This window comes from Bacillus sp. FSL P4-0248, assembly GCF_038593305.1.
Lineage (GTDB): Bacteria > Bacillota > Bacilli > Bacillales > Bacillaceae > Bacillus > Bacillus safensis.
Genome location: NZ_CP151983.1, coordinates 2396912 through 2421909, shown reverse-complemented (window position 1 = coordinate 2421909; position 24998 = coordinate 2396912). Strand labels below are relative to the sequence as shown.

Below are 24998 nucleotides of genomic sequence, written 5' to 3'. Positions count from 1 at the left end.
TTTTATCCGCTATGTTAAAGTGTGAAACAGAAAGAAGGACGGGTTACATTCGCGCTGATTCATTGGACAAAAAGGTCTTTCTTACAAACAATGTCAGAAAGCGGGGAATGACAGTGAAAAAAAGGCAGGCAAAAAAACAAGGGTTAAAAGTCAATATTAATGGCAAAGAAGAAATGCTTCATGAAGATGACCATCAGCCGCCAAAACAACAAGAGGATGATCAAGTGACGTTTTCGAATTGGGAGGAAAAAAGGCATTCAGAACTGGAGACAGCTGCTTCCGAGGAAGAACCGGCTAAACCGAAAGAAGAAGATTTCCAGTGGGATGATGCAGCTGATCATATTTATCATTCTGATCCAAAGGTCGTCACACCTTATCAAAAGAAAAAAGGCTCCTTTGATCAGAAGTTCGGTAAAAACCGCGGCCCGTTTAAGAGAGTGATGACAACGATTGTGTTTGCAGTGGTTCTTGGGACAGGCCTAGGTGTGTTTGCACTTAGCCTAAGTCAAGATGGTACTCAGAATCCATCAGGGGGAGATATCAGCGTTTCAGCATCCGGAAATCAATCATCGATGAAAGCGGGCGGGGATGCGCCGCCAGCAGATACTGCTGATGAATCAAAAGAGAATAAAGATGAAAAAAGCGCCTCTGGCAGCTTTTCAACATATGTTGTACAGGCTGGAAAGTTTTCCTCTGAAAAAGGAGCAGATGAATTAGTTGGCAGTTTAAAAGAAGCAGGATACGCGGGGAAAAAGGTCTCAATGGATGATGGCTATTATGTTATTGCCGGGCTTGCGACAGAACAGGGCATGACAAGCGCTGTTGGGAAGAAGCTGATTGATCAGCACTTTGAGGCGTGGGGAGGCAAGGAGCTCTCATTTCAAGTACCGGAGGAGCTGACTAGTTTAATAGAAAAGGCATCTGTTTTATCCTCTAAGGTCATTGCAGGGGATGATGTGGATCAAAAGGACGTTGCGCAGCTGATCTCTGAGCTTGAAAGTGCCAAAACAACGGACGCACCAGCTAAAAGCAGTTTGCTGAAAGCGGTGCAGCTGTTAAATGAACCTACTGCTGAAAACGGGTGGAAATCTCAGCAGGCACTGCTTGATCAATTAAATACGTAAAATCATATTTTAAGAAACCAAACTAGTCAAAAAATGACTAGTTTTTTTCTTTTGCATCCAACATAATGATGAAGAAACATGAAAAATGAATTTTCGTAAATTGTCGGTAAGATGTACATTTGATAGGATGAATGGGTATCTTACTTCTTAGGCTAAACCCTGAAAGGATGAACAAACATGAACCAATTGATTCTCGCATCTCAATCCCCTAGAAGAAAAGAATTGCTTGATCTAGCAGGGTTTTCTTATGACATTCAAGCAAGTCAATTAAAAGAAGAAATAAATCGAAACTTTTCTCCTGCAGAGAACGTCCAATGGTTGGCAGAACAAAAAGCAAGTGATATTCAAAGATTATATCCCGAAGCTGTGATTATTGGTGCAGATACGATTGTTGCAATTGACGGCAAATGTCTTGGGAAACCAAAAGACAAGGAAGAAGCGGCCTCAATGCTTCAATTATTGTCAGGAAAGACACATCAAGTCTTGACGGGTGTCACGATTCAGTCAGAGAATAGAAAAGAAACATTTTATGAACAAACAGAAGTGACGTTTTGGACACTTGCGCAAAATGAAATAGACCGCTATATCGAAACGGGAGAACCGCTTGATAAAGCGGGAAGCTATGGCATTCAAGGAAAAGGCGCACTGTTTGTTCAAAAAATAGATGGTGATTATTTTTCCGTTGTCGGTCTCCCTATTGCCAAAACAGTTAGAGTGCTCGAAACATTTGGAATCACCCCTTTTTGATGACAGGAAGGAATCTAAAAGGAGTGGGCATCATGAACGATTTCCCTATGTTGCTAAAGCATTTTCCTCAAGATGAAAAGCCGAGAGAACGATTTATGAAATATGGTCCCGGCAGTCTGTCAAACCATGAACTTGTTGCGATTCTTTTAAGGACAGGCACAAAAAAGGAATCAGTTCTCCAAATTTCTGCAAGACTTCTGCAAACATTTGGCGGTCTTCGCTCTGTAAGAGAAGCCTCAATTGAAGAAATGTCGAAGATTCGAGGAGTTGGAAAGGCGAAGGCGGTCTCTCTATTAGCTGCTTTAGAACTCGGCACTAGATTACACCATCAAACGACGGACAACCGCTATGTGATCCGCACACCAGAGGATGGGGCAAAATATGTGATGGAAGATATGAGGTTTTTACAACAGGAGAATTTCGTTTGTCTTTATCTCAATTCAAAAAATCAAGTTCTTCATAAACATACTGTGTTTATTGGAAGTTTGAACTCATCCATCGTTCACCCGCGTGAAATTTTCAAAGAGGCGTTTAAACGTTCGGCTGCTTCATTTATATGTGTGCACAACCATCCATCTGGAGACCCGACGCCGAGCAGGGAAGATATTGAAGTCACACAGCGACTTTTTGAATGTGGAAAGCTGATTGGAATACAGCTGCTTGATCATCTTGTCATAGGTGATCAAAAATTTGTGAGTTTGAAGGAAAAAGGGTATTTGTAACACTTTTTTTTTCAATGTTTTACGATATAATAGAGTTTATGAGTTTTTCCCTAAGGGAATTTTGGTTTAAGAAAGGAAGATACATACATATGTTTGGAATTGGTACAAAAGACCTTGGAATAGATCTTGGAACAGCGAATACGCTTGTTTTTATTAAAGGAAAAGGCATTGTTGTGAGAGAACCTTCGGTCGTAGCCTTGGAAACTGATACGAAGTCTATAGTGGCAGTCGGAAATGATGCTAGAAACATGATTGGCCGTACACCTGGTAATGTTGTGGCATTACGCCCAATGAAAGACGGAGTCATTGCAGATTACGAGACGACAGCAACAATGATGAAATATTACATTAATCAAGCATTAAAAGGCAAAGGGCTTTTTGCTCGTAAACCTTACGTCATGGTATGTGTACCATCTGGTATTACAGCTGTAGAAGAGCGTGCAGTCATTGATGCAACAAGACAAGCTGGTGCACGTGACGCATACCCGATTGAAGAGCCATTTGCTGCGGCAATTGGTGCTAACCTGCCTGTATGGGAGCCAACAGGAAGTATGGTTGTGGACATTGGCGGCGGTACAACAGAGGTAGCGATTATTTCTCTTGGCGGCATTGTGACATCACAATCAATCCGCGTGGCAGGAGATGAAATGGATGATGCGATTAGCAGCTACATCCGTAAAACGTATAACCTAATGATCGGTGATCGTACGTCAGAAGCGATTAAAATGGAAATCGGTTCTGCGCAGCCTGATGTACATGATGAGATGGACATTCGCGGCCGTGACCTTTTAACAGGTCTGCCAAAAACAATCTCTATTACGGCAGAAGAGATTGCAAAAGCGCTTCGCGATACGGTGGAAACAATTGTCGATGCAGTGAAAATGACTCTTGAAAAAACCCCGCCTGAGCTGGCAGCAGATATTATGGACCGCGGAATTGTTTTAACAGGAGGCGGTGCATTGCTTCGTAATCTTGACAAAGTCATTAGTGATGAAACGAAAATGCCAGTCATTATTGCAGAAGACCCGCTTGACTGTGTGGCAATCGGGACAGGGAAAGCACTAGAACATATTCATTTGTTCAAAGGAAAATCAAAAGATAATCGATAATCGGTCGTAATTAAAGAGGTGTAAGACATGCCGCAGTTTTTTATGAATAAAAGATTAATGTTGCTCCTTGTCTGTGTCATCGTACTGGTGGCCATGATTGGTTTTTCAGTGAAAAGCGGCAGAGGTGCTTCATGGCCGGAAAAATTAGTGGGGGATACGACAGGCTTTTTTCAAGGTGTCTTTCATAAACCATCACAATTTATTGCCGGTATTTATGGGAACGTACAAGATTTAAAGAACACATATGATGAAAACGAGCGTCTTCGAAAAAAACTTGATGGACAAACCCAATATGAGGCGAAACTTCAAGAACTAGAAGATGAGAACAAAAAGCTTCGCAAACAGCTTGGCTATGTGAACTCTATTCGTGACTACACGCCAATTCTCTCAACTGTTATCGCAAGAAACCCATCTCTTTGGGATAGCTTTGTGATGATTGATAAAGGGAAAAAACAAGGCGTGGACAAAGATATGGCGGTCACAAATGAGAGTGGTGCGTTAATTGGGAAAATTGAAAGTGATAAGCTCAACAATTTTACTTCGACTGTAAGGTTGCTAAGCTCTACTGACCAAAATAATAGAATTTCAACGAAAATTTTTGCGAAAAAGGGCAAAGAAGAACTCAATGGAATCATTAACGGTTATGACAGCAAGAAAAAAATGCTGACTATGAATATTCTGAAATCCGATGCAGATGGGGATGTCAAAAAAGGAGATCTTGTTGAAACATCTGGAGCAGGGGGCGTATTCCCGCAAGGCTTAACGATTGGTAAGGTGAGTGAAATTGAGCCAGACCATTACGGCCTGACAAAGATCATTTACGTAGAACCAGCGGCTGAACTCAACAATTTAGACCGCGTGATTGTGGTGAATCGCAGCACAAGTACAGCAGATGCATCTGAATTGACGAAGGAGGAAGGCTCGTGAAACGTGTCCTTCTTGCTTTCGTCATGTTGTTTATCTTCGTATTTGACAGCATTTTTGTTGATTTAGTGAAGCTCCCATTTGTTTCAGAGAATCAAATTTTAGCTCCTCATTTCATTTTACTCGCACTTGTATTTATGACTGCTTTTGTGAATCAAAAATATGGTGTGATTTACGGGTTTATCTTTGGACTTTTATATGATATTTCATATACAGGTATACTTGGTGTTCATATGTTTGGCTTTGGGGCGCTTTGCTATTTGTTAGCAAAAGCCTTTAAAGTTCTGCAAACGAATATGTTAGTTGTCGTCTTTCTGTCGATTATTGCTGTTTCCGTGATGGAGTTTTATGTATACGGCGTTCAAGCGACAATTCAACCAGGGATTATGCCGTTTAATACGTATGTCATCGAACGTTTTATTCCAACGATTCTTTTAAATACTGCTGCGTCTCTCATACTTGTTGTGCCGCTAAGGCTCTTTTTCACCCATGTGAAACAAGAACTGATCGACGAATAAAAGCAGGAGTTTGTCCAATTACGGCGAAATGAGTATGTTGTTGAGGTGAGCATCTTGAAAACTCAAAAACAGCAATATGTGACGATAAAAGGCACAAAAAACGGATTAACATTACAGTTAAATGATGACTGTTCGTTTGATGACCTTCTTTCTGGCTTGCGAGAGGTTCTGTTACTTGAGCAATATACAGATGGAAGAGAAGGACATAAAGTCAATGTGCATATTAAGCTTGGTTTTCGTTATTTAACAGAGGATCAGGAGACACGTTTGACCGAAGCGGTGTCTGAAAATGAACATCTCGTTATCCACTCCATTGAAAGTGACGTCATGTCAACTGAAGAGGCGAGACGATTAAAAGCAGAGGCTGAAATTACTTCTGTAGCAAAAATTGTACGCTCTGGACAGGTGCTGTATGTCGAAGGAGATCTTTTATTAATAGGAGATGTCAATCCTGGCGGAACGATTCGCGCAGGGGGAAATATTTTTGTACTTGGCGCATTAAAGGGTGTGGCGCATGCTGGATGTAATGGCAACAAACAGGCTGTTATTGCGGCATCACATATGATTCCAACACAGCTTCGCATCGCACAAGTTATTAACCGTGCACCAGACCAAAAAGAAGATGGAAATGAAATGGAATGTGCTTATTTAGATATAGATGGCAATATGATCATTGAACGCCTGCAGCAATTGGCTCATATAAGACCTAATCTGACAAGGCTTGAGGGAGGAATGTGAAATTGGGCGAGGCTATTGTGATTACCTCAGGAAAAGGCGGCGTTGGCAAAACAACAACATCTGCAAACTTAGGCACAGCACTAGCAATTCAAGGGAAAAAGGTGTGTCTAGTTGATACCGACATCGGCCTTCGGAATCTGGATGTCGTGATGGGGCTTGAAAACCGCATTATTTATGATCTAGTCGATGTAGTAGAAGGAAGATGCAAAATTCACCAAGCGCTTGTAAAAGATAAGCGTTTCGAGGATCTTTTGTATCTTTTACCTGCTGCTCAAACAAGCGATAAAACGGCTGTAGAGCCGGAACAGATCAAAGAATTAATTCAATCATTGAAACAAGACTTTGATTATGTTGTCATTGACTGCCCTGCTGGAATTGAGCAAGGCTTTAAAAATGCTGTATCCGGTGCAGACAAGGCTATTGTCGTGACGACGCCTGAAATCTCAGCTGTGAGAGATGCGGACCGAATCATCGGTTTGTTAGAACAAGAAGATATCGAACCGCCTCGTTTGATTGTCAACCGTATTCGTACACACATGGCGAAAAATGGCGATTCAATGGATGTAGATGAAGTGGTACATCACTTATCGATTGATCTACTTGGCATCGTAGCAGATGATGATGATGTGATTAAGGCTTCAAACAATGGTGAACCGATTGTCATGGATGCTAAAAACAAAGTATCGATTGCCTATCGCAATATTGCCCGCCGCGTACTAGGCGAATCAGTACCGCTTCAATCTTTTGAAGAAGAAAACAAGGGAATGTTTGCAAAGCTGAAAGCATTCTTTGGTGTAAGAGCATAATCACTGAACCGTGATAGAAAACCTTTGCAGTCAGGAAAGGCGGCTGCCTTTGCGAAGCGAATTTGACATTCGTGAGCACCGGAGCGCAGACCGACACTGAATGCGAGGGTTTCTCTGCACGCTGAGACCGATTCGATGAGAATCGGTCTTTTTGTTGCATATCAGATGGGGTTGTCACATAAAATGTACAAACTGTTTGTATGTAAAGGGTGATCTCATGAAAAGAGTGGACGAGTACCGAAAGAAAATCGCGCAGCGCCGCAAAACGATGCAGCCAGCTGCTCTCCCTAAGAAGACGGCTTTCAAGAAAAAAGAAGATATCCCGCCATGGGTTATGCTGACAGAGGAAGAAAAGCATTCTGGCTCGACCTCCTATGAACCGGCGTCCCATCAGCCAAAGAAATATCGTCATCCCTTATTTAACCCGAATACCTTTGTGCTTAAATGCTTATTATCAGCGTCCCTTGTGTTGATTGCAGCCATTTCATTTAAAGGTCAGACAGGTCCGTTTCAGCAGCTGAAGCCGATGATTACTCAGACCTTTGAGCAAGATTTTCAATTTGCTGCTGTTAACCGCTGGTTTGAAAAAACAGTTGGACATCCGCTGGCCTTTTTAACAGAGAAAAAAGATGGTCAAAAGGACGTACAAGCGAATCAAGAACTGGCTGTTCCTGCCTCTGGTAAAGTGCAGGAATCCTTTACGCAAAATGGAGCAGGTGTCAAAGTGGAGACATCCGCTGAAGCCATAGATAGTATGAAGGAAGGCTATGTGGTTGAGGTGAAAAAGAAAAGCGATACAGGGCTTACCGTGGTGGTGCAGCATGCAGATAACAGCTATAGCTGGTACGGTCAATTAAAGAAAGCGGATGTGGCCTTATACGATTTTGTCGATAAGGGTGAAAAAATTGGCCAGATTTCGCTTGATGATCAAGGGAAGGGCACGTATTACTTTGCCATTAAGCAAAATGAACAATTTATCGATCCTATTCAGGTGATGACCTTTGAATAGATGGCTGCTCATGCTGACGAAAATTCATATCCATCCGTTGCTGTGGATTGTGATGGCGTTTGCGATTCTGTCAGGCCAAATTAAGCCGCTGCTTTGTCTGCTTATCATCGTCTGTGTCCATGAACTTGGACATGCAGCGGCTGCCTGCTATTATCATTGGCGCATTCGGCGGATTTTTTTACTGCCATTTGGCGGAACGGTGGAAGTAGAGGAACATGGGAACCGTCCGTTAAAAGAAGAGCTGGCGGTCATTTTGTGCGGGCCGCTTCAGCATGTACCGCTCCAGCTCATGGCATGGCTTTTCATGGAGGCTTCTCTTATTTCGCATGACGTCTTTACGATGTTTACCTTTTATAATATGGCAATTTTTCTTGTGAATCTTTTGCCCGTTTGGCCGCTTGATGGCGGAAAATTATTCTTTTTGCTCTTATCCGTTTTTTACCCTTTCCAACGTGCACATGCCCTAGCAATAAAAGGCTCACTTGTCTTTTTCGGTCTATTGACAGGAGGGTTACTTTTGTTTGCACCGCTGCAATTCAATGGCTGGGTGCTGCTCACTTTTTTAGCTTATTCACTCGTGATGGAGCACAGGCAGCGGCATTACGTCAGGGTTCGCTTTTTACTAGAACGGTATTACGGTAAAAAAGAGCAAAAGGTAGAAAAACTGATTCCGCTGAGAGCAAGTGCAGAGGAAAAAGTATACGAAGTGATGGCACGATTTCAAAGGGGCTGCAAACATCCGATTATTATTGAAAGAGATGGCGTGAAGATGAGCCAGCTTGATGAAAATGAACTGCTCCATGCGTATTTTTCAGACCGCAGAACCACCTCCTCAATGGAAGAGCTTCTTTTACCGTACTAATGGTGAAAATACATTGACATTCTGCGTCTAGTTTGATATATTTTTTAATGTTATGGATATGTAGCACCCGTGCTACAACCGCGCGGAGCAGGTGTAAAGTGCCTATGGCCCCCTGTATTCGGCGAGTCTGAGTTTATTAGGAGGTGCAGAGATGTACGCAATTATCGAAACTGGTGGTAAACAAGTAAAAGTTGAAGAAGGTCAAACTGTTTATGTTGAAAAACTAGCTGCTGAAGCAGGTGAAACAGTAACTTTCGAAAACGTATTGTTTGTCGGCGGAGACACTGTCAAAGTGGGTAACCCTTCAGTTGCTGGAGCAACAGTAACGGCTAAAGTTGAAAAACAAGGTCGCGGTAAGAAAATTACTGTGTTCAAGTACAAACCGAAGAAAAACAACCACAAGAAACAAGGTCATCGTCAACCTTACACTAAAGTTGTTATCGAAAAAATCAACGCTTAAGGCGTGTGAGTGATATGATCAAAGCAACCATTACTCGGTCTTCAGCAGATGAAAGCATTACGTCTTTTCAGATGACTGGACATGCCGAGTTTGCTGAAAAAGGTCAGGATCTCGTTTGTGCAGGTGTATCTGCTGTTGTTTTCGGCTCAGTCAATTCAATTATTGCACTGACAGGATTGGACCCACTGCTTGATATTGGTGAAGAAGGCGGCTATTTCTCTTTTGAACTGCCAGCTGATACAGATCCAGTATCCTTTGAAAAAGCCCAGCTGCTTTTAGAAGGCATGGTCGTTTCCTTAGAGACAATTGAACGAGATTATCACGATTATGTGAGAATATCAACAAAAAAATAGGAGGTGAACTTCATGCTTAGATTAGATCTTCAATTTTTCGCATCTAAAAAAGGGGTAGGTTCTACAAAGAACGGACGTGACTCTGAGTCTAAACGTTTAGGCGCTAAACGTGCTGATGGTCAATTCGTAACTGGTGGTTCTATCCTTTATCGTCAACGTGGAACGAAAATCTATCCAGGTGAAAACGTTGGACGCGGAGGCGACGACACTCTTTTCGCTAAAATCGACGGAACAGTTAAATTCGAACGTTTCGGTCGTGACCGTAAAAAAGTGAGCGTATATCCTGCGGCACAATAATTGCTAAAAACTCCGGTCATTGACTGGAGTTTTTTTCACTTTTTACAAGCAGTACCGAAGATGATAAAAGAAGATGCACTCCATAAATATCAAAGAACGTTTGCTGACTTTGCCTCATTTTCTCCTATACGATCAGAAAAAACAACCTTTCCTCACATAACTAGTGTTTTTCTATGCTGTCTTCTCTGTTATAATTCAGGGAGACATATTGATGATAAGACTCCTAAAAGAGAGACCAAACGATTGGGAGTGCGATAATGGAAGAGATACCAAGTAAAGAAAATGAAAAATTAACTCACGTTGCATTAACAAATGAATTGATTGATCTGCTCAGTCGTTCAAGACACGACTGGATGAATAAATTACAGCTGATCAAAGGCAACTTGACATTAGAAAAATATGACCGCGTGTTTGAAATTATAGAAGAAATGGTCATTGAAGCACAGCATGAATCCAAACTCTCAAATTTAAAAATTCCCCAATTGGCCTATTACTTTCTAACATTTAATTGGGAGTCGCATTTTATCACCTTAGAATATGAAGTGCTTGGTGAAACCCGAGACTTATCAGCATATGAATCGCAGCTGCTAACGGTATCACAGGAGTTGTTTTCGATATTCGATCAATCAGTTTGCCAAAAAACTGAAAATCATTTAACGGTCACGTTCCAAACAGATCATGAAGAAAATGATGTGATCTTATATTTTGATTTCAAAGGAAAATTAACAAGTTTGGATGCGTTAAATGCGTTTCATGACGCAAACTATCCATGTATGAGTATAACGCAATTTCATGTGACGCCTCATGAGTCCATGATTGAGCTTTGTTTGAGGCAAGAACGAGATATGTGATGCAGAGAAACGGAGGAAGTTATGTTTGTAGATCAGGTTAAAGTGTATGTTAAAGGCGGTGACGGCGGAAACGGTATGGTGGCGTTCCGTCGTGAAAAATATGTACCAAAGGGCGGCCCAGCAGGCGGCGACGGCGGAAATGGTGCAGATGTTGTATTTGAAGTAGACGAAGGACTCAGAACGTTAATGGACTTTCGTTATAAGCGCCATTTCAAGGCTGACCGCGGCGAGCACGGAATGAGTAAAAACCAGCATGGCCGAAATGCGGAAGAAATGATTGTCAAAGTTCCGCCGGGTACGGTTGTGACAGATGCAGAGACGGAACAAGTACTAGCTGACTTGACAGAGCATGGGCAGCGGGCTGTAATTGCCAAAGGCGGACGTGGCGGACGTGGGAATTCACGCTTCGCAACACCAGCAAACCCTGCACCACAGCTGTCTGAAAACGGTGAACCAGGTAAAGAACGTGACGTCATTTTAGAATTAAAAGTACTTGCAGATGTTGGACTTGTTGGTTTCCCAAGTGTCGGGAAGTCAACGCTGCTTTCGATTGTCTCTTCTGCGAAACCAAAAATTGCGGATTACCATTTTACAACGCTTGTACCGAACCTCGGGGTTGTTGAAACAGACGATAACCGAAGCTTTGTTATGGCGGATCTGCCAGGACTGATCGAAGGAGCGCACGAAGGCGTTGGCTTAGGTCATCAATTTTTACGTCATATTGAGCGTACACGTGTCATTGTCCATGTCATTGATATGTCTGGACTTGAAGGACGTGACCCATACGAAGACTACGTGACGATTAATGAAGAGCTTGAGCAGTACAATATGAGATTGACAGAGCGTCCGCAAATCATTGTTGCGAACAAAATGGACATGCCAGATGCAGCTGACAATCTAGAGGCATTTAAGGAAAAATTAACGGATGACTATAAAGTGTTCCCGATTAGTGCGATCACAAGAGAAGGGCTTCGTGAGCTCTTATTTGAAATCGCCAATCAGCTTGAAACAACACCGGAATTCCCGCTCTATAATGAAGAGGAGCTGTCGGATAACCGCGTGATGTACAGGTTTGATGAAGGCGATGCACCATTTGAGATCTCTAGAGATCCTGATGGCACATTTGTCTTAACGGGTAAAGCACTTGAGCGGCTCTTTAAGATGACAGACTTCTCAAGAGATGAATCTGTTAAACGATTCTCTAGACAGCTGCGCGGAATGGGTGTCGATGATGCCTTGCGTGAGCGCGGAGCAAAAGATGGCGACATCATTCGTCTGCTTGAATTTGAATTCGAATTTATTGATTGATCAAAAGGAGGGTCCAGACCATGGGCTCTCCCGTTTTTAAAAGGGGAGAAAACAGGTGAAAGAAGAAACGTTCTATTTAGTAAGAGAGGATGTACTTCCAGATGCGATGCGAAAAACGCTTGAAGTCAAAAAGCTTCTCGATCGCAAAAAAGCGGATTCAGTTGCCGATGCTGTTCAAAAAGCGGATTTAAGCCGCAGTGCTTTTTATAAATACCGAGATGCTGTTTTTCCATTTTATACAATGGTGAAAGAGCAGATCATCACATTGTTTTTCCACCTTGAGGACCGGTCTGGGGCTTTATCAAGACTGCTTCAAATTGTGGCTGACTCTGGCTGTAATGTGTTATCCATTCACCAAACGATTCCGCTGCAAGGAAGAGCGAATGTCACCTTATCAATTAGTACAGCTGGTATGGAAGATGATATCAACACCGTCATGAATCAATTAAGAAAGCTTGAATTTGTCGAAAAAGTCGAAATTTTAGGTTCCGGGGCGTAAAAGGAGAGATCATAGCAGATGAAGCAATTAACTGTAGGTTATTTTGGACCAGAGGCAACATTTACTCATTTGGCCGTATGCTCTTGTTTTCCAAAAGATGCGGTGCAGCGTGCCTATGCAACGATTCCGCAATGTATGGATGCTGTGTCAAATGGCGAAGTCGACTTGGCGGTCGTTCCACTTGAAAATGCACTCGAAGGCTCTGTGAACTTAACGATTGATTATTTAATTCATGAAGAAGCGCTGTCCATTGTAGGGGAAATGACAGCACCAATTCGGCAGCATTTGCTTGTCCACCCATCAAGAGCCGAGAGCTGGGAGACGTTAGATGTCATTCAATCACATCCTCACGCGATTGCCCAGTGTCATCAATTTCTGAAAAAGCAGTACCCTCATATTCCTCATCGGCCAGTGGAATCAACAGGCTATGCAGCAAAATACATCAGTGAGCATCCAGATGAAGCTGTCGGGGCTATTGCTAATGAAATTGCCGCACAAACGTATGGTTTGACGATTGCAAAAAAAGACATTCATGATTATCCGCACAACCATACACGCTTTGTGATTTTACATAAAGATCCTAACGCATCGTTCCCAATGAATTCTGGTTTCTCATCAAAGCCAAAAACGACCATTGTGGTCAGTCTGCCTAAGGATGACCAATCAGGCGCATTGCACCGCGTGCTGTCTGCTTTTTCTTGGCGGAATCTCAACTTGTCAAAAATTGAATCTCGTCCGACAAAAACAGGTCTTGGACATTATTTATTTATTATTGATATTGAAAAAGAAATGGATGATGTCCTCGTTCCTGGTGCGATTCAAGAATTAGAGGCGATTGGCTGTGAGGTTAAGCTGCTCGGCAGCTATCAAACATATGAATTAACGAATGAAAAATAGTGTCCCGTGCAGGACACTATTTTTTTAGTCTTTTATTAAAAACCCAGCATCATCCAGCGCTTGAATGGCTTGGTCAAGCTGCTTTTGGCTGTAAGAAGTGAGAGTATGCAGGTGCACGCCGTCTGTTAGTTCTGACAAGTAGGAAGCGCCGGTGTTAGAAATATGATGCACAAAATCAGCGACTTGTTTCCGTGTACTGACGCGAATAGAGGCCGTCAGTTCACCATAAACAGGGTGCTCAATGATCACATCTTTCACCGTCACACCAAAGTCTACAATCAAGGTCAGTTCCTCTTCTGTACGAGCAGGATCATGCTTGCAGGCGATGATTTGTTCAATTTCTCTTTCTGGCGCATGCTGCGCTGCCATATACACATAGCCTTGGCTTGTGGCAATAATGGGTTCGTTTTTTGCTTTTAATAATGAAATATCTTGTACAATGACTTGCCGAGAGACAGCCGCCTTTTTAGCTAAAAAGCTTCCAGTAAGCGGTGTGTCTGTTTCTTTCAGCCACTCTAAAATGGCGTTTCTTCTTTCTTCGCCAATGAGTTTCCTCTCTTGCTCCACGTCCTAAGCTCCCTTCTTCTCCTTTTGCAAATGCTCAAATGTATGCAAAAGCTGATCGATGTCCTCTTTTGATGACTGCCATCCAAATGATAGTCGAATAAATTGAAGGGCATCACGATCTGATACACGCAATGCCTTCACAGCAGGGGAAGGATGGTGATAACCAGAAGCACATGCGCTTCCAGTTGAAAGACAAATCCCATGCCGGTTACATGCTAACATTACATATTGTCCTTCAAACCCTTCAAAAAAACAACCAATAATATGAGGCAGCGTGCGGCGATTGTCATTGTCCTGAAGTGTACGAACTGGCAGCTGTCTTATTTTTAACTGCTGAAGAAAATAATCACGCAGCTGCTTATCTAATTTATGCTGTTCATCCAGCCTAAGCATCGTTTGTTCGCTCGCGGCCGCAAAAGCACCGATACATGGAACGTTCACTGTCCCTGGACGTAAGCCATTTTCCTGAACTGCACCTGTATATAAAGGTTTCCAAGGAACATGTGCGCCCATATAAACGGCACCAGCGCCTTTAGGAGCATACACTTTATGACTTGAGATGGACACGGCATCGACTCCCAGTTCTTTGATGGACACACGAATCTTTCCAAATGTTTGCACAGCATCTGTATGAAAAAGAATGTTCCTTTCTTTTAAAAGAGGGGCTAATTCAGCAAGCGGCTGGATAATTCCTGTTTCTGAATTAGCATGCTGAATAGATACTAGTCCTGTTTCAGACAATAATGCTTTTTTGAGAATGTCCTTTGTTATGATTCCATCCTGATTCGGTTCAATGATCGTGACTTTTACGCCAAGACGCTCTAAGCTGCTAACTGCATGATGAACAGAAGGATGCTCAACTGAAGTTGTGATGACATGCTGTTGATGTGCTGGCAGTCCATTGATGATCGATTGAATCGCAAGGAGATTGGATTCAGTTCCACCGCTTGTAAAGTAGACCCCATCTGGTTCACCCTCGATCATGTCAGCGAGTGATTGTCTGCTGTAAGTCAATATGTCATTTGCTTTTCCCCCGGCATCATGAAGACTGCTTGCATTTCCGTAGAAATTTTTACTCAGCTGCTGAAAAACATGCAGCGCTTCCTCTGAAACAGGTGTAGAAGCTGCGTAATCTAAATAAACCAACCCATCCATCTCCCGTGTGAAAATTTTTTCTTGTATTTATTTTAGTGTTGTGTAATGATATGTGTCAAGACAGGTGTAAATGACAGGAGGGGCGATGGTGTCATCAATCAAAAAAGTCATTGTGGTGGGATCAGGCATTGCAGCGCTTTCCTTTGCAAAAACCATTTCGAAAAGCTGCCAGGTCATCATGATGACAAAAAAACAATTTTCATCTAGTAATTCCATGCTGGCACAAGGAGGAATCGCTGCTGCCTTTTCAGCACATGATTCAGTTCAGCAGCATGTGCAGGATACACTAGCTGCCGGCTGTGACCACAATGATGAAAGAATTGTACAAGAAATCGTGAAACTTGGAAAACATCTTGTGGAGCAGCTCGTAGCAGAAGGCTGTCCATTTGATCAAGATGAGACGGGAGATCCGCAATTAGGCAAAGAGGGAGCACATACTACTCATCGCATCTTGCACGCGGGAGGAGATCAATCAGGTAAAACTCTTGTACAGTTTCTGAAAAGTCAGCTCGGCTCACATATTCATTTATACGAATATCATCATGTCATTGATCTATTGATTCATGAAGGGACATGTACGGGTGTTGTGTGGAAAGACGAGACAGGACACGTACATACGATGACCGCAGATGCCGTTGTTTTATCAACTGGCGGCTGCGGCTCCCTATATGAGACAAACACAAATGATCCTTCTGTAACAGGCGACGGACTGATGATGGCCTATCGAGCCGGGGCGCAATTAGTGGATCTCGAATTTGTTCAATTCCATCCTACTCTTTTAACAATCGCGGGAAAAGCAGCTGGTCTCATTTCAGAGGCAGTACGGGGAGAGGGAGCTTATTTAGAAGATGAAACAGGCAGGCGGATCATGAAAGATATTCACCCGCAAGCTGATTTAGCACCTAGAGATGTGGTCGCTAGAGCGATTTTTCATGAGCAGCAATTAGGTCATCAATTGTATCTTAACATCCATGATATTCCGCATTTTTCAGCTCGTTTTCCAGCAATAGATGCGATGTGCCAGCGTGCAGGCGTCGATATGGCAAGCGGCAGGCTGCCAATTTCCCCAGGTATGCACTTTTTAATGGGCGGTATCAGCGTGAATGAATATGGAGAAACGACTGTTCCAGCACTATTTGCCATTGGAGAAGCGGCCTGCACTGGCTTACACGGTGCGAATCGATTGGCGAGTAATTCTCTTCTGGAAGGTCTCGTGTTAGGCAGCAAAGCGGCACAGAGAATTGAACAGCTGCCTAAACTGAAAGAAACAAGTCCACCTTTTTCTATTCAAGAAATATGGATGGTCCCAATGATTTCAACAGCTCAGCTAAGACAATGGATGACTACATTTGCGGCCATTGTGAGAGATGAAAAAGGCTTGCAGACTTTGCTTCATTCGCTGCAACATGTCAATTTTCAGCAAATTAATGTGAAGGATATCACAAATGAACAGATCGAATTAAGCAATCAATGGGCATTAGCGGTTTGCCTTGCTAAATCTGCATTACTTCGTACAGAAAGCAGAGGCGGCCATTATCGAATGGATTATCCAGAGCGGAGTGATGCGTTGTGGCAGGGCAGGCAGATTGTTCATGAAAAAGGCCACATTCACATTATGAAAAATGAAAGGATCGGTGCCAAATGGAACGTTTACAGTTAAAACAAATGCTCACTCATTTTTTCACAGAAGATATTGGCTTTGGAGATGTATCAGCAGATGCCATCTTTGGAGACAAGAAAGGAACAGCTCTTATCATTGCGAAACAATCTGGTGTATTGGCAGGGTCACAACTGATTGATACAGGGTACCGCCTGTTGAATGAACAGATTCAAACTGAGCTGTTTTTTCAAGAAGGTGATTGGATTCATTCAGGCGCTGTACTGGCGAAAATAAAGGGCCCAGTCAAGGACTTATTAAAGGGAGAGAGGGTCATTTTAAATCTATTGCAGCGAATGACAGGTATTGCCACCTTAACACATGAGGCGGTGCAGCGATTAGGTGACCCGTCTATTACGATTTGTGATACGAGAAAAACGACACCCGGCTTGCGTATGTTAGAAAAATACGCAGTAAAGACAGGCGGTGGTAAGAATCATCGCTTTGGCTTATCGGATGGGGTGATGATTAAAGATAATCATATTGCCGCATGCGGTTCTATCCGTGAAGCTGTAGAGAAAGCAAGAGCATATGCCGGTCATATGGTGAAAATTGAAGTGGAAATTGAATCAGAAACGCAGCTAATGGAAGCCATTGAAGCAAAAGCGGATGTTATCATGTTTGATAACTGCTCTCCGGACGAGGTAAAACGTTTTAAACAAATGACGCCAGAGTCCATTCTGACAGAGGCTTCAGGGGGAATCACCTTAGAGACATTGCCAAGCTATAGGGGGACAGGAGTCGATCTTATTTCACTTGGTTTTCTGACTCATTCAGCCCCAGCATTTGATTTTAGTATGAATATGGAATTCAGTCATAAAGGGGGAACAACTCATGTCCATGCTTAATGTATTAGCCAATCAACATGCAGTCATGATGCCAGATGAATATAAACACCGCTCTGATGATGAGATGAAGCAGCGAGTGTTAGAAATTAAGCGGGCTTTTGGTTCAAAGCTTTTTATACCGGGCCACCATTATCAAAAGGATGAGGTCATCGAATTTGCAGATGCCACAGGAGATTCATTGCAGCTGGCACAAATAGCTGCCGACAATCACGAGGCTGAATACATTGTGTTCTGCGGTGTTCACTTTATGGCAGAAACGGCAGATATGCTGTCAAACAAGAATCAAAGCGTCGTTTTGCCAGATATGAGGGCGGGCTGTTCAATGGCAGATATGGCGAACATGAAACAAACAGACAGAGCATGGGAGCAGCTCACTGATCTGTTTGGGGATACAATACTTCCGCTTACGTACGTCAATTCAACAGCAGATATTAAAGCATTTGTCGGCAAGCATGGCGGGGCGACTGTTACTTCGTCAAACGCTAAAAAAGTACTCGAGTGGGCACTGACACAAAAAGAGCGGATTCTGTTTCTCCCTGATCAGCATCTAGGGCGTAATACGGCTTTTGATTTAGGTATTCCGCTAGAAGAAATGGCTGTGTGGGATCAGATAGAAGAAAAGCTCATCACCGATCAGCCGCTTTCTCGTATTAAGATGATTTTATGGAAAGGCCATTGCTCCGTACACGAGAATTTTACCGTTCAGAATATAGAAAAAATGAGAAAAAAAGACCGTGACATTCAAATTCTTGTCCATCCTGAATGCACGCATGAGGTCGTAAGGGCTTCTGACCTAGCAGGTTCAACGAAATTTATTATTGATACGATCAAACAGGCATCAGCAGGAAGCAAATGGGCGATTGGAACAGAGATGAATTTAGTCAAACGGATCATAGCGCAGCACCCAGATAAACAAATTGAATCCCTTAACCCAGATATGTGTCCATGTTTGACTATGAACCGGATTGATCTGCCTCATTTGTTATGGTCACTTGAAAGCATTGAGAAGGGTCAGCCGGCCGGGGTGATACAGGTCAATGAAGACATTACGAAAGACGCATTGCTTGCACTCAAGAAAATGCTCGCCATTAAATAATGAATCAGCCCCTCCTATCAGAAAACAAGTTTTTATCATATCGGCTTGTAAATAGGCATAAATTTATGTTGAAACATATTGTACTTCTGACATAACCGTTACGTTCACGTTTTGCATAGGAGGGGAAAACGTTGAAAATTCATATTGTGCAAAAAGGAGACTCCCTTTGGAAAATTTCAAAGAAATACGGAGTCGACTTTCAAGAATTGAAAAAACTAAATTCACAGCTCAGTAATCCTGATTTGATCATGCCGGGTATGAAGATTAAAATTCCATCTAGTGGTGTTCCTGTGAAAACAGATCATCACAAAGCAAAAGAAATGCCAAAAACGAAAGAACATCCGTATGTGAAAGAAAAGCCAAAAGATGTTGTGCAAGTGCAAGATACGAAACCGAAGGAAAAGCCAAATGAACCGGTACCATATGTACCGCCAGTGCCAAAGATCGAGCAGCCAGTTTTTCCGCAAGTCGATGTGAACTATTATCAGACCAATCTCTACCAGCCATTCACGCCTCCTCCCAAAAAAGATCATCATGAGAAAAAAGATCACGTTCATCACAAAAAGGATCACAAGGATCATTTTCATCACGAAAATAAAGACCATAAAGATAACAAGGATCATTTTCATCATGAAAATAAGGAACATATAGACCACAAGGATCATTTTCATCATGAAAATAAGGAACATAAAGATAACAAGGACCATTTTCATCATGAAAATAAAGGTCATCTAAAAGAAGAAGTGGCGAAGGGGTATGATCCGTTTATTCATATTCCGCATCAAAAAGAGGAGGGAAAAGACATGGAGCATGGCAATTATCCGAACCTTCCTAACTTCCCGCAAATGCCAAATATGGGAGGGGCAGCGGTAGGGGGAGTGGCTGAAAATAACGAGCATCATCATCAGCACCATCATCATGAACCATATGATCCTTATTTTGGTTATGGTCATTACATGCCGGCGATGTATCCATATCCGCAGCAAATGGTGCCGGCATCGCCAATTTTACCGGGATCAGGCCTATGTTATCCAATCCAGCCATATTATCATCATCATATGATGCCATATCCATACCCGGCTCATCCGTATTATCCTGCGTATCAAGCGCCAGCTTACTACGGAGAGAATCATGAGCACCATGCAAACGACGGACATCACTGGCATCACCATATGCATTCAAACGCCAACGCAAATGCTAACGCAAATCAAGGGTTTTATCCAAATGTTTCAAATCCAGCATATGGAAAGGGAGACTGCGGATGCGATGATGGCATGAAGCATCATCAGCCTTGGGCAGGACATGATCCGAATCCTGTTCCTTATGGCCAAATGGGGGCTTATCCAGCTCAGCCTTATATGCAGCAATATCCAGGTCAATCCGTTTTTGCAAGGCCGGAGGAAGAGGAAGAAGATTAATGACAGAAGGAACGATCTCAATCGTTCCTTTTTTTGTTTATAACTGACAGCTTGATTTTTTTCCTAACTGTACATGCTAAAACAGAGCCTGTTTCGCGCTCATGAGATTGAATTTGTACAGGGGGTTTTTCGTTTGAGACAAAAATGGCAAAAAACAATCGCATTAGTGCTTCTTCCTATTGGTTTAACGGCATGTGGTGCAAATAATAACGCAGGTGTCGATACACGTCATAATCAATCAGGCCAGCCGGTTGGTTATCATTCAAATCAACGAGCGGAAGACAACAACCAAGATCATCAAGGACCAGTTTCTGAACTTATGGAGGGAATGAACGGGAGAAATACAACAAATGTTGATTACCGTACACGTCCTCAAACGGATGATCGAATGCCTCTCACAGGTGGAGATGGACGCTACAGTCATGGAGATATGAATTATCATAACCAAATGTCGTTCTCAGGCTATGATAAACAAGAGAACATTCAGCGTTCAAGAAAAATTGCCAACCGCGTCAATAAAATGAATCACGTGGCAGACTCTCAAGTCATGGTGACGGATGAGAATGTGTATATTGCCATTAAATCAGATGGCCGCCTGACGTCAGAAGGCGTATCACAAGTAGAAGAAGCAGCGACTCGTTATGCGGATGGAAGAGCAGTCCAAGTCATAAAAGATGAAGGTGCATTCACACGCTTTAGAGACATGAGAAGAACGCAATTTGAAACAGGCCAAACAGGCATGACCCGATAGTTTGACACAAAAAGGCTAAAGTTCATCACGAACTTTAGCCTTTTCTTAAAAATAAACCTTGATGCCTATATAAAATTCGTAAAAGAAATAACAGCCAAACCCTAGTAATAAAATACCAGCAATAATGGATGTCCACTTGATCATCGTCCGATTCATCACTTTTCTTGTTAACGATACAAGTGTGAGAAGACCGATGTCATGAAGGAAAATCCCTGCCAAGATACCGCCGGCAGCCAGCATAAATTCAGATGAATCTGTTTTTGTATACGCATCCGCAAGTACAGCACCAAAAACAGAAACCCAGAACACAAGATTTCCAGGAGATACTGCCACGAGCAAGCCGTTTCGATATGTTTTTGCGAATGATTTATTGACCTTTTCTCCTGCTAAATGGATATCTTGATCCGCGTGTTTAATGGAGTCGTATGCGAGAATCATTAAAAATACAGCTCCGATCAGCCAGAGCGGGATTTGAACAAACGGCAAAGATAAAAACTGAGCAAATCCAGCATATAAAGCCAAGATAAGTAATAAGTCTATGGTCATACCGCCTGCTCCGACAGTTAAACCATGAAAGAATCCGTTTTTGAGTCCCTGTTTTGTCATTTCAACCGTGATTGCTCCAACAGGCAGAGCAATTGAGAATCCTACGACGATAAATGTGAGAAATGTTTGCAATCGACTAGAACTTCCTTTGAATAAATTGTATAAAAATTCTCCGTTTAGATTAATTATACATAATAGGAGAAAAGGATCAACGATTATTTCAGATTTAATTGAAATGAGAGAGACAGATCATGTATAGAAATCTGTATATCAATATAATCCATAAAGCTTGTAGGGGAAAGGAACTATTTTCCTGAATTCTCTTTTTTTCATGATGTCTCTATGCTACACTGATGTGGAAATCAATAAAAGTGACTAGGGGTGCCCGTAAATGGGCTGAGAGAGTAGCATAAGCTTCTTAACCCTTTGGACCTGATCTGGCTCGTACCAGCGTGGGGAAGTTGAAGATGATGCATGTATCCTATCAATGATATGCATGTTTATTTCTGACGACGAAACCAGGTTCTTTCAATAGAGCCTGGTTTTTTGCTGGTGCTGATTCCATCCTGTCCGGTGACAAGAAGAAAAGGAGAGAACAGCAAATGAAGGAAAAGAAAAGTGTCCCATCCAACCAATCATTATTATCCAGCTTTGACGGCAGCCGAAAGGTGTATGAGAAAGGATCGAGGCCCGATATCTTAGTGCCGAAAAGAGAGATTGCGCTCTCACATACTGTGACAGAGGCGGGCGGCATAAAAAATGAACCAGTCCGTGTATACGATACGAGTGGACCGTACACTGATGAGAACGTTCATATTGACGTCACAAAGGGATTAAAGCGTCTTAGGGCAGCATGGATTGAAGAAAGAGGAGATACAGAAAGCTATGAAGGGCGTCATGTAAAACCGGAAGATAACGGATATCGTTCAAGGGAGAAGGAGTCCTTCCATTCTGTCCAAACTGATTTTCATCATAAGCCGCTCCGCGCGAAACAAGGAGCGCGCGTGACGCAAATGCATTATGCCAAAAAAGGCATCATTACGCCTGAAATGGAGTTTATCGCAATAAGAGAAGAGCTAAGCCCTGAGTTCGTTAGAGAGGAAGTAGCGAGCGGAAGAGCCGTCATTCCTTCGAATATTAACCATCCAGAAAGTGAACCAATGATTATCGGAAGGAATTTTCATGTCAAAATCAATGCGAATATTGGTAATTCAGCTGTCACGTCATCCATTGTTGAAGAGGTTGAAAAAATGACATGGGCGATCAGATGGGGGGCAGATACAATGATGGATCTGTCTACTGGAAAGGATATTCATACAACGAGAGAATGGATCATTCGGAATTGCCCAGTCCCAGTAGGAACCGTTCCTATCTATCAGGCCCTTGAAAAAGTGAATGGAGTCGCAGAAGATTTGACGTGGGACGTGTACAGGGACACATTAATTGAACAAGCAGAACAAGGTGTAGATTATTTCACAATTCATGCGGGCGTGCTGTTAAGATATATTCCGCTTACAGTCGATCGGGTGACTGGAATTGTTTCAAGAGGAGGTGCAATTATGGCAAGATGGTGTCTTGCTCATCATCAAGAGAATTTCCTCTACACTCACTTCGAAGACATTTGTGAAATTATGAAAAAATATGATATCGCCTTTTCACTTGGAGATGGACTTAGACCAGGCTCGATTGCTGATGCCAATGATGAGGCGCAGTTTGCAGAGCTGGAAACGTTAGGTGAATTAACAGAGATCGCTTGGAAACATGATGTGCAGGTGATGATTGAAGGGCCCGGACATGTCCCAATGGATAAAATCAAAGAGAATGTGGACAAGCAAATGGACATTTGCAAGGAAGCACCATTTTATACGTTAGGGCCTCTTACAACAGATATCGCGCCGGGGTATGATCACATTACATCCGCAATCGGTGCGGCCATGATCGGCTGGTACGGAACAGCCATGCTGTGCTATGTAACACCTAAAGAGCATTTAGGTCTGCCGAACAAAGAAGATGTGAGAGAAGGCGTGATCGCCTATAAAATTGCCGCACATGCCGCTGATCTAGCAAAAGGACATCCTGCGGCTCAAAAGCGTGATGATGCTTTATCGAAAGCAAGGTTTGAATTTAGATGGCGGGACCAATTCAACCTGTCACTTGATCCAGAAAGAGCCTTGGCGTTCCATGATGAAACATTGCCTGCCGAAGGCGCTAAGACCGCTCACTTTTGCTCGATGTGCGGACCGAAGTTTTGCAGTATGAAAATTTCTCATGATATCCGCAATCAATCTGAAGAAGTGAAAAGAGAGATGGAAAAGAAGGCGAAGGAGTTTGTCAGTAAAGGAAGTCAAATTTATCAGCCCTAAAAAAAGAACCTCGCACGATGCTGTGCGGGGTTTTATCAAACGGCTGAAAAGGCTTTTCTTAAAAGGTGAAAAAATGCCTTTGCTGCATATGCCATCATGTCCACACTTGGAATGAGAGCATCTGTTAAATGAAAAAAGACTGTTTGTTTTTCGGGAGATGTTCGTTTCTTTTTCTGCTTCATTAAGGACAGCCTCCTTTTTAATCAATATACTTCTTTGCAGATCTGAGAGATAGATATGTTGTGTGAATTTAAACAAAATTTAAACTTCTTGGGTTTGAATGGAAACAAGGAGGGGAAACGAGTTGAATAGAGAATGAATGAAAAGAGCTGATCTATTTGACCAGCGAACAAGAAGAGTGGAAGGTGATCTTTATGATGAAAGTATTTAAGGTAACATTTCATATGAACAATGGGGAAGTGCTTGATTTCGAGCTCAAACGTCCAGCTACCTATGATGTGTATAAAAAAATTGAAGAAGCCAATCATTGGTTTAAGCTGAATAATGAAATCATTAACCTATTAAACGTCAATAGTATCCATGTAGAAACAGAATAACGCAGAAAGCCGCTCAAAGAGAGCGGCTTTCATTATGCAGAAAAATCATTTCGATTATTAAGCTGCCCGCGGGACAGCCAGTTCTTTTTATACAAATAGGCAATGACTTCAAGCCACAGACGCGGTGCTTTTTTAGGGAAAAAAGGTTTTTGGTAATAGGCATAAGCGGCTTTTAAATCATCCCATTGATGACATGCTTTCGTTTGCGTGAATCTGGCAACGTCAATGACCCTGATCCGTCCTTCTTTTGTTAAGATCAAATTGCGCAGATGAATATCAGAAGGATTCAATCCTTTCTCACGCGCTTCCTCCAGCGCATCATCGACTTGTTCAATCATTTGTTTTTTAATAGGAATTCCTTTTGTAAGGCATTCATAGAATGTGTAGCCTTTAATATATTCCATTAAAATATACTGATCCCCAGACTCATAAATCTCAGGGTAGTAAGACGAACCAGAAAGTTTTTCGTAAATGGCAGCCTCTTTGCGGGCAATATGCTGATAAGAAGGGAAAAAAACTTTTAGTGCCATTTTCTTGCCGTCTTTTTTGTATAAAAAGACATAGGCACTTCTTCCTTTGCCGCACAGTTCAAGCTCTGCCGGTTTATAGGCAAGCTTATGAAAACGTTTCTCTTCATGATATTGAATCGATTCGGCTAATCTTTTGACATCTGACATTGACTTCACCTTCTTTGGTTTCAGTTTATGCGGCTGAAAAACGAATGATGAAAAAACCGTGTCATTCGATAAAGCAATGGATTGTATAAAACATAACATTTACGAATGAAGGATACAACGAAAGACTCTTACCATACAC

29 protein-coding genes, 1 riboswitch and 1 other annotated feature are annotated in these 24998 nt (G+C 42.4%); of the genes, 24 read left to right on the top strand and 5 right to left on the bottom strand.

Annotated elements, in window-relative coordinates; translation table 11 throughout:
- The first annotated feature begins 107 nt into the window (after positions 1-107).
- From NST65_RS12415 to pheA, 17 genes are all read left to right on the top strand, one after another.
- Complete coding sequence (locus NST65_RS12415; RefSeq protein WP_255290963.1) at positions 108-1124, top strand: SPOR domain-containing protein; 1017 nt, start codon at positions 108-110, stop codon at positions 1122-1124.
- A gap of 177 nt (positions 1125-1301) precedes the next feature.
- The gene (locus tag NST65_RS12410; protein WP_046311944.1) at positions 1302-1871 is read left to right on the top strand and encodes a Maf family protein; all 570 of its coding nucleotides are present in this window, start codon (positions 1302-1304) and stop codon (positions 1869-1871) included.
- Between the two features lie 47 nt (positions 1872-1918).
- Positions 1919-2593: a DNA repair protein RadC gene (radC, locus tag NST65_RS12405; RefSeq protein WP_034280738.1), complete on the top strand. Its 675-nt coding sequence runs from the start codon at positions 1919-1921 to the stop codon at positions 2591-2593.
- 89 nt (positions 2594-2682) lie between these two features.
- Complete coding sequence (locus tag NST65_RS12400; RefSeq protein ID WP_007501538.1) at positions 2683-3702, top strand: rod shape-determining protein; 1020 nt, start codon at positions 2683-2685, stop codon at positions 3700-3702.
- Between the two features lie 27 nt (positions 3703-3729).
- The gene (gene mreC, locus NST65_RS12395; RefSeq protein WP_048239013.1) at positions 3730-4629 is read left to right on the top strand and encodes a rod shape-determining protein MreC; all 900 of its coding nucleotides are present in this window, start codon (positions 3730-3732) and stop codon (positions 4627-4629) included.
- A complete protein-coding gene (gene mreD / locus NST65_RS12390) occupies positions 4626-5144 on the top strand; it encodes a rod shape-determining protein MreD (RefSeq protein ID WP_061109422.1) in 519 nt (172 codons plus the stop codon). Before mreC ends, mreD begins: the two co-directional genes overlap by 4 nt.
- 54 nt (positions 5145-5198) lie before the next feature.
- Positions 5199-5882 (top strand): septum site-determining protein MinC, encoded by a 684-nt coding sequence (minC, locus tag NST65_RS12385; RefSeq protein WP_046311942.1) that lies wholly within the window; start codon positions 5199-5201, stop codon positions 5880-5882.
- A gap of 2 nt (positions 5883-5884) precedes the next feature.
- Positions 5885-6688, top strand: coding sequence for a septum site-determining protein MinD (gene minD, locus NST65_RS12380; RefSeq protein ID WP_017358134.1), 804 nt, complete (start codon positions 5885-5887; stop codon positions 6686-6688).
- A gap of 217 nt (positions 6689-6905) precedes the next feature.
- Positions 6906-7697, top strand: coding sequence for a M23 family metallopeptidase (locus NST65_RS12375; RefSeq protein WP_034279841.1), 792 nt, complete (start codon positions 6906-6908; stop codon positions 7695-7697).
- Positions 7690-8559 carry a M50 family metallopeptidase gene (locus tag NST65_RS12370; protein WP_111926389.1) on the top strand — a complete coding sequence of 290 codons (870 nt, stop codon included), beginning with the start codon at positions 7690-7692 and terminating at the stop codon, positions 8557-8559. Before NST65_RS12375 ends, NST65_RS12370 begins: the two co-directional genes overlap by 8 nt.
- Before the next feature lie 66 nt (positions 8560-8625).
- Positions 8626-8698: a sequence feature (ribosomal protein L21 leader region), on the top strand.
- A gap of 12 nt (positions 8699-8710) precedes the next feature.
- A complete protein-coding gene (gene rplU, locus NST65_RS12365) occupies positions 8711-9019 on the top strand; it encodes a 50S ribosomal protein L21 (protein WP_003216781.1) in 309 nt (102 codons plus the stop codon).
- Between the two features lie 14 nt (positions 9020-9033).
- Positions 9034-9372, top strand: a complete 339-nt coding sequence (locus tag NST65_RS12360) for a ribosomal-processing cysteine protease Prp (protein WP_034279847.1) — start codon at positions 9034-9036, stop codon at positions 9370-9372.
- 12 nt (positions 9373-9384) lie between these two features.
- Positions 9385-9669, top strand: a complete 285-nt coding sequence (rpmA, locus tag NST65_RS12355; RefSeq protein ID WP_003216586.1) for a 50S ribosomal protein L27 — start codon at positions 9385-9387, stop codon at positions 9667-9669.
- Between the two features lie 257 nt (positions 9670-9926).
- On the top strand, positions 9927-10520 hold the full coding sequence (locus NST65_RS12350) for a sporulation initiation phosphotransferase B (protein WP_034279849.1): 594 nt from the start codon (positions 9927-9929) through the stop codon (positions 10518-10520).
- Positions 10521-10541: 21 nt separating this feature from the next.
- The gene (obgE, locus tag NST65_RS12345) at positions 10542-11828 is read left to right on the top strand and encodes a GTPase ObgE (protein ID WP_024423156.1); all 1287 of its coding nucleotides are present in this window, start codon (positions 10542-10544) and stop codon (positions 11826-11828) included.
- 55 nt (positions 11829-11883) lie between these two features.
- Complete coding sequence (locus NST65_RS12340; RefSeq protein WP_065214575.1) at positions 11884-12327, top strand: ACT domain-containing protein; 444 nt, start codon at positions 11884-11886, stop codon at positions 12325-12327.
- 18 nt (positions 12328-12345) lie between these two features.
- Positions 12346-13224 carry a prephenate dehydratase gene (gene pheA / locus NST65_RS12335; protein ID WP_111926391.1) on the top strand — a complete coding sequence of 293 codons (879 nt, stop codon included), beginning with the start codon at positions 12346-12348 and terminating at the stop codon, positions 13222-13224.
- Positions 13225-13248: 24 nt separating this feature from the next.
- Here pheA and NST65_RS12330 read toward each other — a convergent pair whose 3' ends face one another.
- Together NST65_RS12330 and NST65_RS12325 are read right to left on the bottom strand one after the other, a co-directional pair.
- Positions 13249-13791 carry a transcription repressor NadR gene (locus NST65_RS12330; protein ID WP_024423154.1) on the bottom strand — a complete coding sequence of 181 codons (543 nt, stop codon included), beginning with the start codon at positions 13789-13791 and terminating at the stop codon, positions 13249-13251.
- 3 nt (positions 13792-13794) lie between these two features.
- Positions 13795-14946 carry an IscS subfamily cysteine desulfurase gene (locus tag NST65_RS12325; RefSeq protein WP_269199617.1) on the bottom strand — a complete coding sequence of 384 codons (1152 nt, stop codon included), beginning with the start codon at positions 14944-14946 and terminating at the stop codon, positions 13795-13797.
- Positions 14947-15031: 85 nt separating this feature from the next.
- On the opposite strand from NST65_RS12325, the gene nadB reads away from it, so the two are divergent.
- From nadB to NST65_RS12300, 5 genes are all read left to right on the top strand, one after another.
- Positions 15032-16606, top strand: a complete 1575-nt coding sequence (gene nadB, locus NST65_RS12320) for an L-aspartate oxidase (RefSeq protein WP_065214576.1) — start codon at positions 15032-15034, stop codon at positions 16604-16606.
- Positions 16588-17451: a carboxylating nicotinate-nucleotide diphosphorylase gene (nadC, locus tag NST65_RS12315; protein ID WP_065214577.1), complete on the top strand. Its 864-nt coding sequence runs from the start codon at positions 16588-16590 to the stop codon at positions 17449-17451. The genes nadB and nadC overlap by 19 nt, the downstream gene beginning before the upstream one ends.
- Positions 17438-18547 (top strand): quinolinate synthase NadA, encoded by a 1110-nt coding sequence (gene nadA / locus NST65_RS12310; protein WP_065214578.1) that lies wholly within the window; start codon positions 17438-17440, stop codon positions 18545-18547. Before nadC ends, nadA begins: the two co-directional genes overlap by 14 nt.
- Positions 18548-18678: 131 nt before the next feature.
- Complete coding sequence (gene safA, locus NST65_RS12305) at positions 18679-19965, top strand: SafA/ExsA family spore coat assembly protein (RefSeq protein WP_065214579.1); 1287 nt, start codon at positions 18679-18681, stop codon at positions 19963-19965.
- A 133-nt stretch (positions 19966-20098) separates the two neighbouring features.
- Positions 20099-20716, top strand: coding sequence for a YhcN/YlaJ family sporulation lipoprotein (locus NST65_RS12300; protein WP_034279869.1), 618 nt, complete (start codon positions 20099-20101; stop codon positions 20714-20716).
- Between the two features lie 45 nt (positions 20717-20761).
- Here NST65_RS12300 and NST65_RS12295 read toward each other — a convergent pair whose 3' ends face one another.
- Positions 20762-21394, bottom strand: coding sequence for a LysE family transporter (locus NST65_RS12295; RefSeq protein WP_041115101.1), 633 nt, complete (start codon positions 21392-21394; stop codon positions 20762-20764).
- Positions 21395-21629: 235 nt separating this feature from the next.
- Positions 21630-21738, top strand: a riboswitch (TPP riboswitch).
- Positions 21739-21864: 126 nt separating this feature from the next.
- Between NST65_RS12295 and thiC the strand changes: the two genes are divergently transcribed.
- Complete coding sequence (gene thiC, locus NST65_RS12290; RefSeq protein ID WP_111926393.1) at positions 21865-23625, top strand: phosphomethylpyrimidine synthase ThiC; 1761 nt, start codon at positions 21865-21867, stop codon at positions 23623-23625.
- A 35-nt stretch (positions 23626-23660) separates the two neighbouring features.
- Here the strand turns inward: thiC and NST65_RS12285 are convergent, their stop codons facing one another.
- Positions 23661-23807: a hypothetical protein gene (locus NST65_RS12285; protein WP_162842506.1), complete on the bottom strand. Its 147-nt coding sequence runs from the start codon at positions 23805-23807 to the stop codon at positions 23661-23663.
- Between the two features lie 192 nt (positions 23808-23999).
- Between NST65_RS12285 and NST65_RS12280 the strand changes: the two genes are divergently transcribed.
- Positions 24000-24182 (top strand): hypothetical protein, encoded by a 183-nt coding sequence (locus tag NST65_RS12280; protein ID WP_008342761.1) that lies wholly within the window; start codon positions 24000-24002, stop codon positions 24180-24182.
- Positions 24183-24214: 32 nt separating this feature from the next.
- Here NST65_RS12280 and NST65_RS12275 read toward each other — a convergent pair whose 3' ends face one another.
- Positions 24215-24859 carry a serine/threonine protein kinase gene (locus NST65_RS12275; protein ID WP_034279877.1) on the bottom strand — a complete coding sequence of 215 codons (645 nt, stop codon included), beginning with the start codon at positions 24857-24859 and terminating at the stop codon, positions 24215-24217.
- Between the last annotated feature and the right edge of the window lie 139 nt (positions 24860-24998).

Coding starts and splice junctions, on each gene's coding strand:
- mreC (WP_048239013.1), top strand. CDS start 3,730: ATGCCGCAGTTTTTTATGAATAAAAGATTAATGTTGCTCCTTGTCTGT.
- pheA (WP_111926391.1), top strand. CDS start 12,346: ATGAAGCAATTAACTGTAGGTTATTTTGGACCAGAGGCAACATTTACT.
- NST65_RS12285 (WP_162842506.1), bottom strand. CDS start 23,807: ATGAAGCAGAAAAAGAAACGAACATCTCCCGAAAAACAAACAGTCTTT.
- nadB (WP_065214576.1), top strand. CDS start 15,032: ATGGTGTCATCAATCAAAAAAGTCATTGTGGTGGGATCAGGCATTGCA.
- NST65_RS12375 (WP_034279841.1), top strand. CDS start 6,906: ATGAAAAGAGTGGACGAGTACCGAAAGAAAATCGCGCAGCGCCGCAAA.
- NST65_RS12325 (WP_269199617.1), bottom strand. CDS start 14,946: ATGGATGGGTTGGTTTATTTAGATTACGCAGCTTCTACACCTGTTTCA.
- NST65_RS12400 (WP_007501538.1), top strand. CDS start 2,683: ATGTTTGGAATTGGTACAAAAGACCTTGGAATAGATCTTGGAACAGCG.
- nadA (WP_065214578.1), top strand. CDS start 17,438: ATGTCCATGCTTAATGTATTAGCCAATCAACATGCAGTCATGATGCCA.
- thiC (WP_111926393.1), top strand. CDS start 21,865: ATGAAGGAAAAGAAAAGTGTCCCATCCAACCAATCATTATTATCCAGC.
- NST65_RS12280 (WP_008342761.1), top strand. CDS start 24,000: ATGATGAAAGTATTTAAGGTAACATTTCATATGAACAATGGGGAAGTG.
- NST65_RS12410 (WP_046311944.1), top strand. CDS start 1,302: ATGAACCAATTGATTCTCGCATCTCAATCCCCTAGAAGAAAAGAATTG.
- radC (WP_034280738.1), top strand. CDS start 1,919: ATGTTGCTAAAGCATTTTCCTCAAGATGAAAAGCCGAGAGAACGATTT.
- rpmA (WP_003216586.1), top strand. CDS start 9,385: ATGCTTAGATTAGATCTTCAATTTTTCGCATCTAAAAAAGGGGTAGGT.
- obgE (WP_024423156.1), top strand. CDS start 10,542: ATGTTTGTAGATCAGGTTAAAGTGTATGTTAAAGGCGGTGACGGCGGA.
- NST65_RS12415 (WP_255290963.1), top strand. CDS start 108: ATGACAGTGAAAAAAAGGCAGGCAAAAAAACAAGGGTTAAAAGTCAAT.
- nadC (WP_065214577.1), top strand. CDS start 16,588: ATGGAACGTTTACAGTTAAAACAAATGCTCACTCATTTTTTCACAGAA.
- NST65_RS12275 (WP_034279877.1), bottom strand. CDS start 24,859: ATGTCAGATGTCAAAAGATTAGCCGAATCGATTCAATATCATGAAGAG.
- NST65_RS12350 (WP_034279849.1), top strand. CDS start 9,927: ATGGAAGAGATACCAAGTAAAGAAAATGAAAAATTAACTCACGTTGCA.
- NST65_RS12360 (WP_034279847.1), top strand. CDS start 9,034: ATGATCAAAGCAACCATTACTCGGTCTTCAGCAGATGAAAGCATTACG.
- rplU (WP_003216781.1), top strand. CDS start 8,711: ATGTACGCAATTATCGAAACTGGTGGTAAACAAGTAAAAGTTGAAGAA.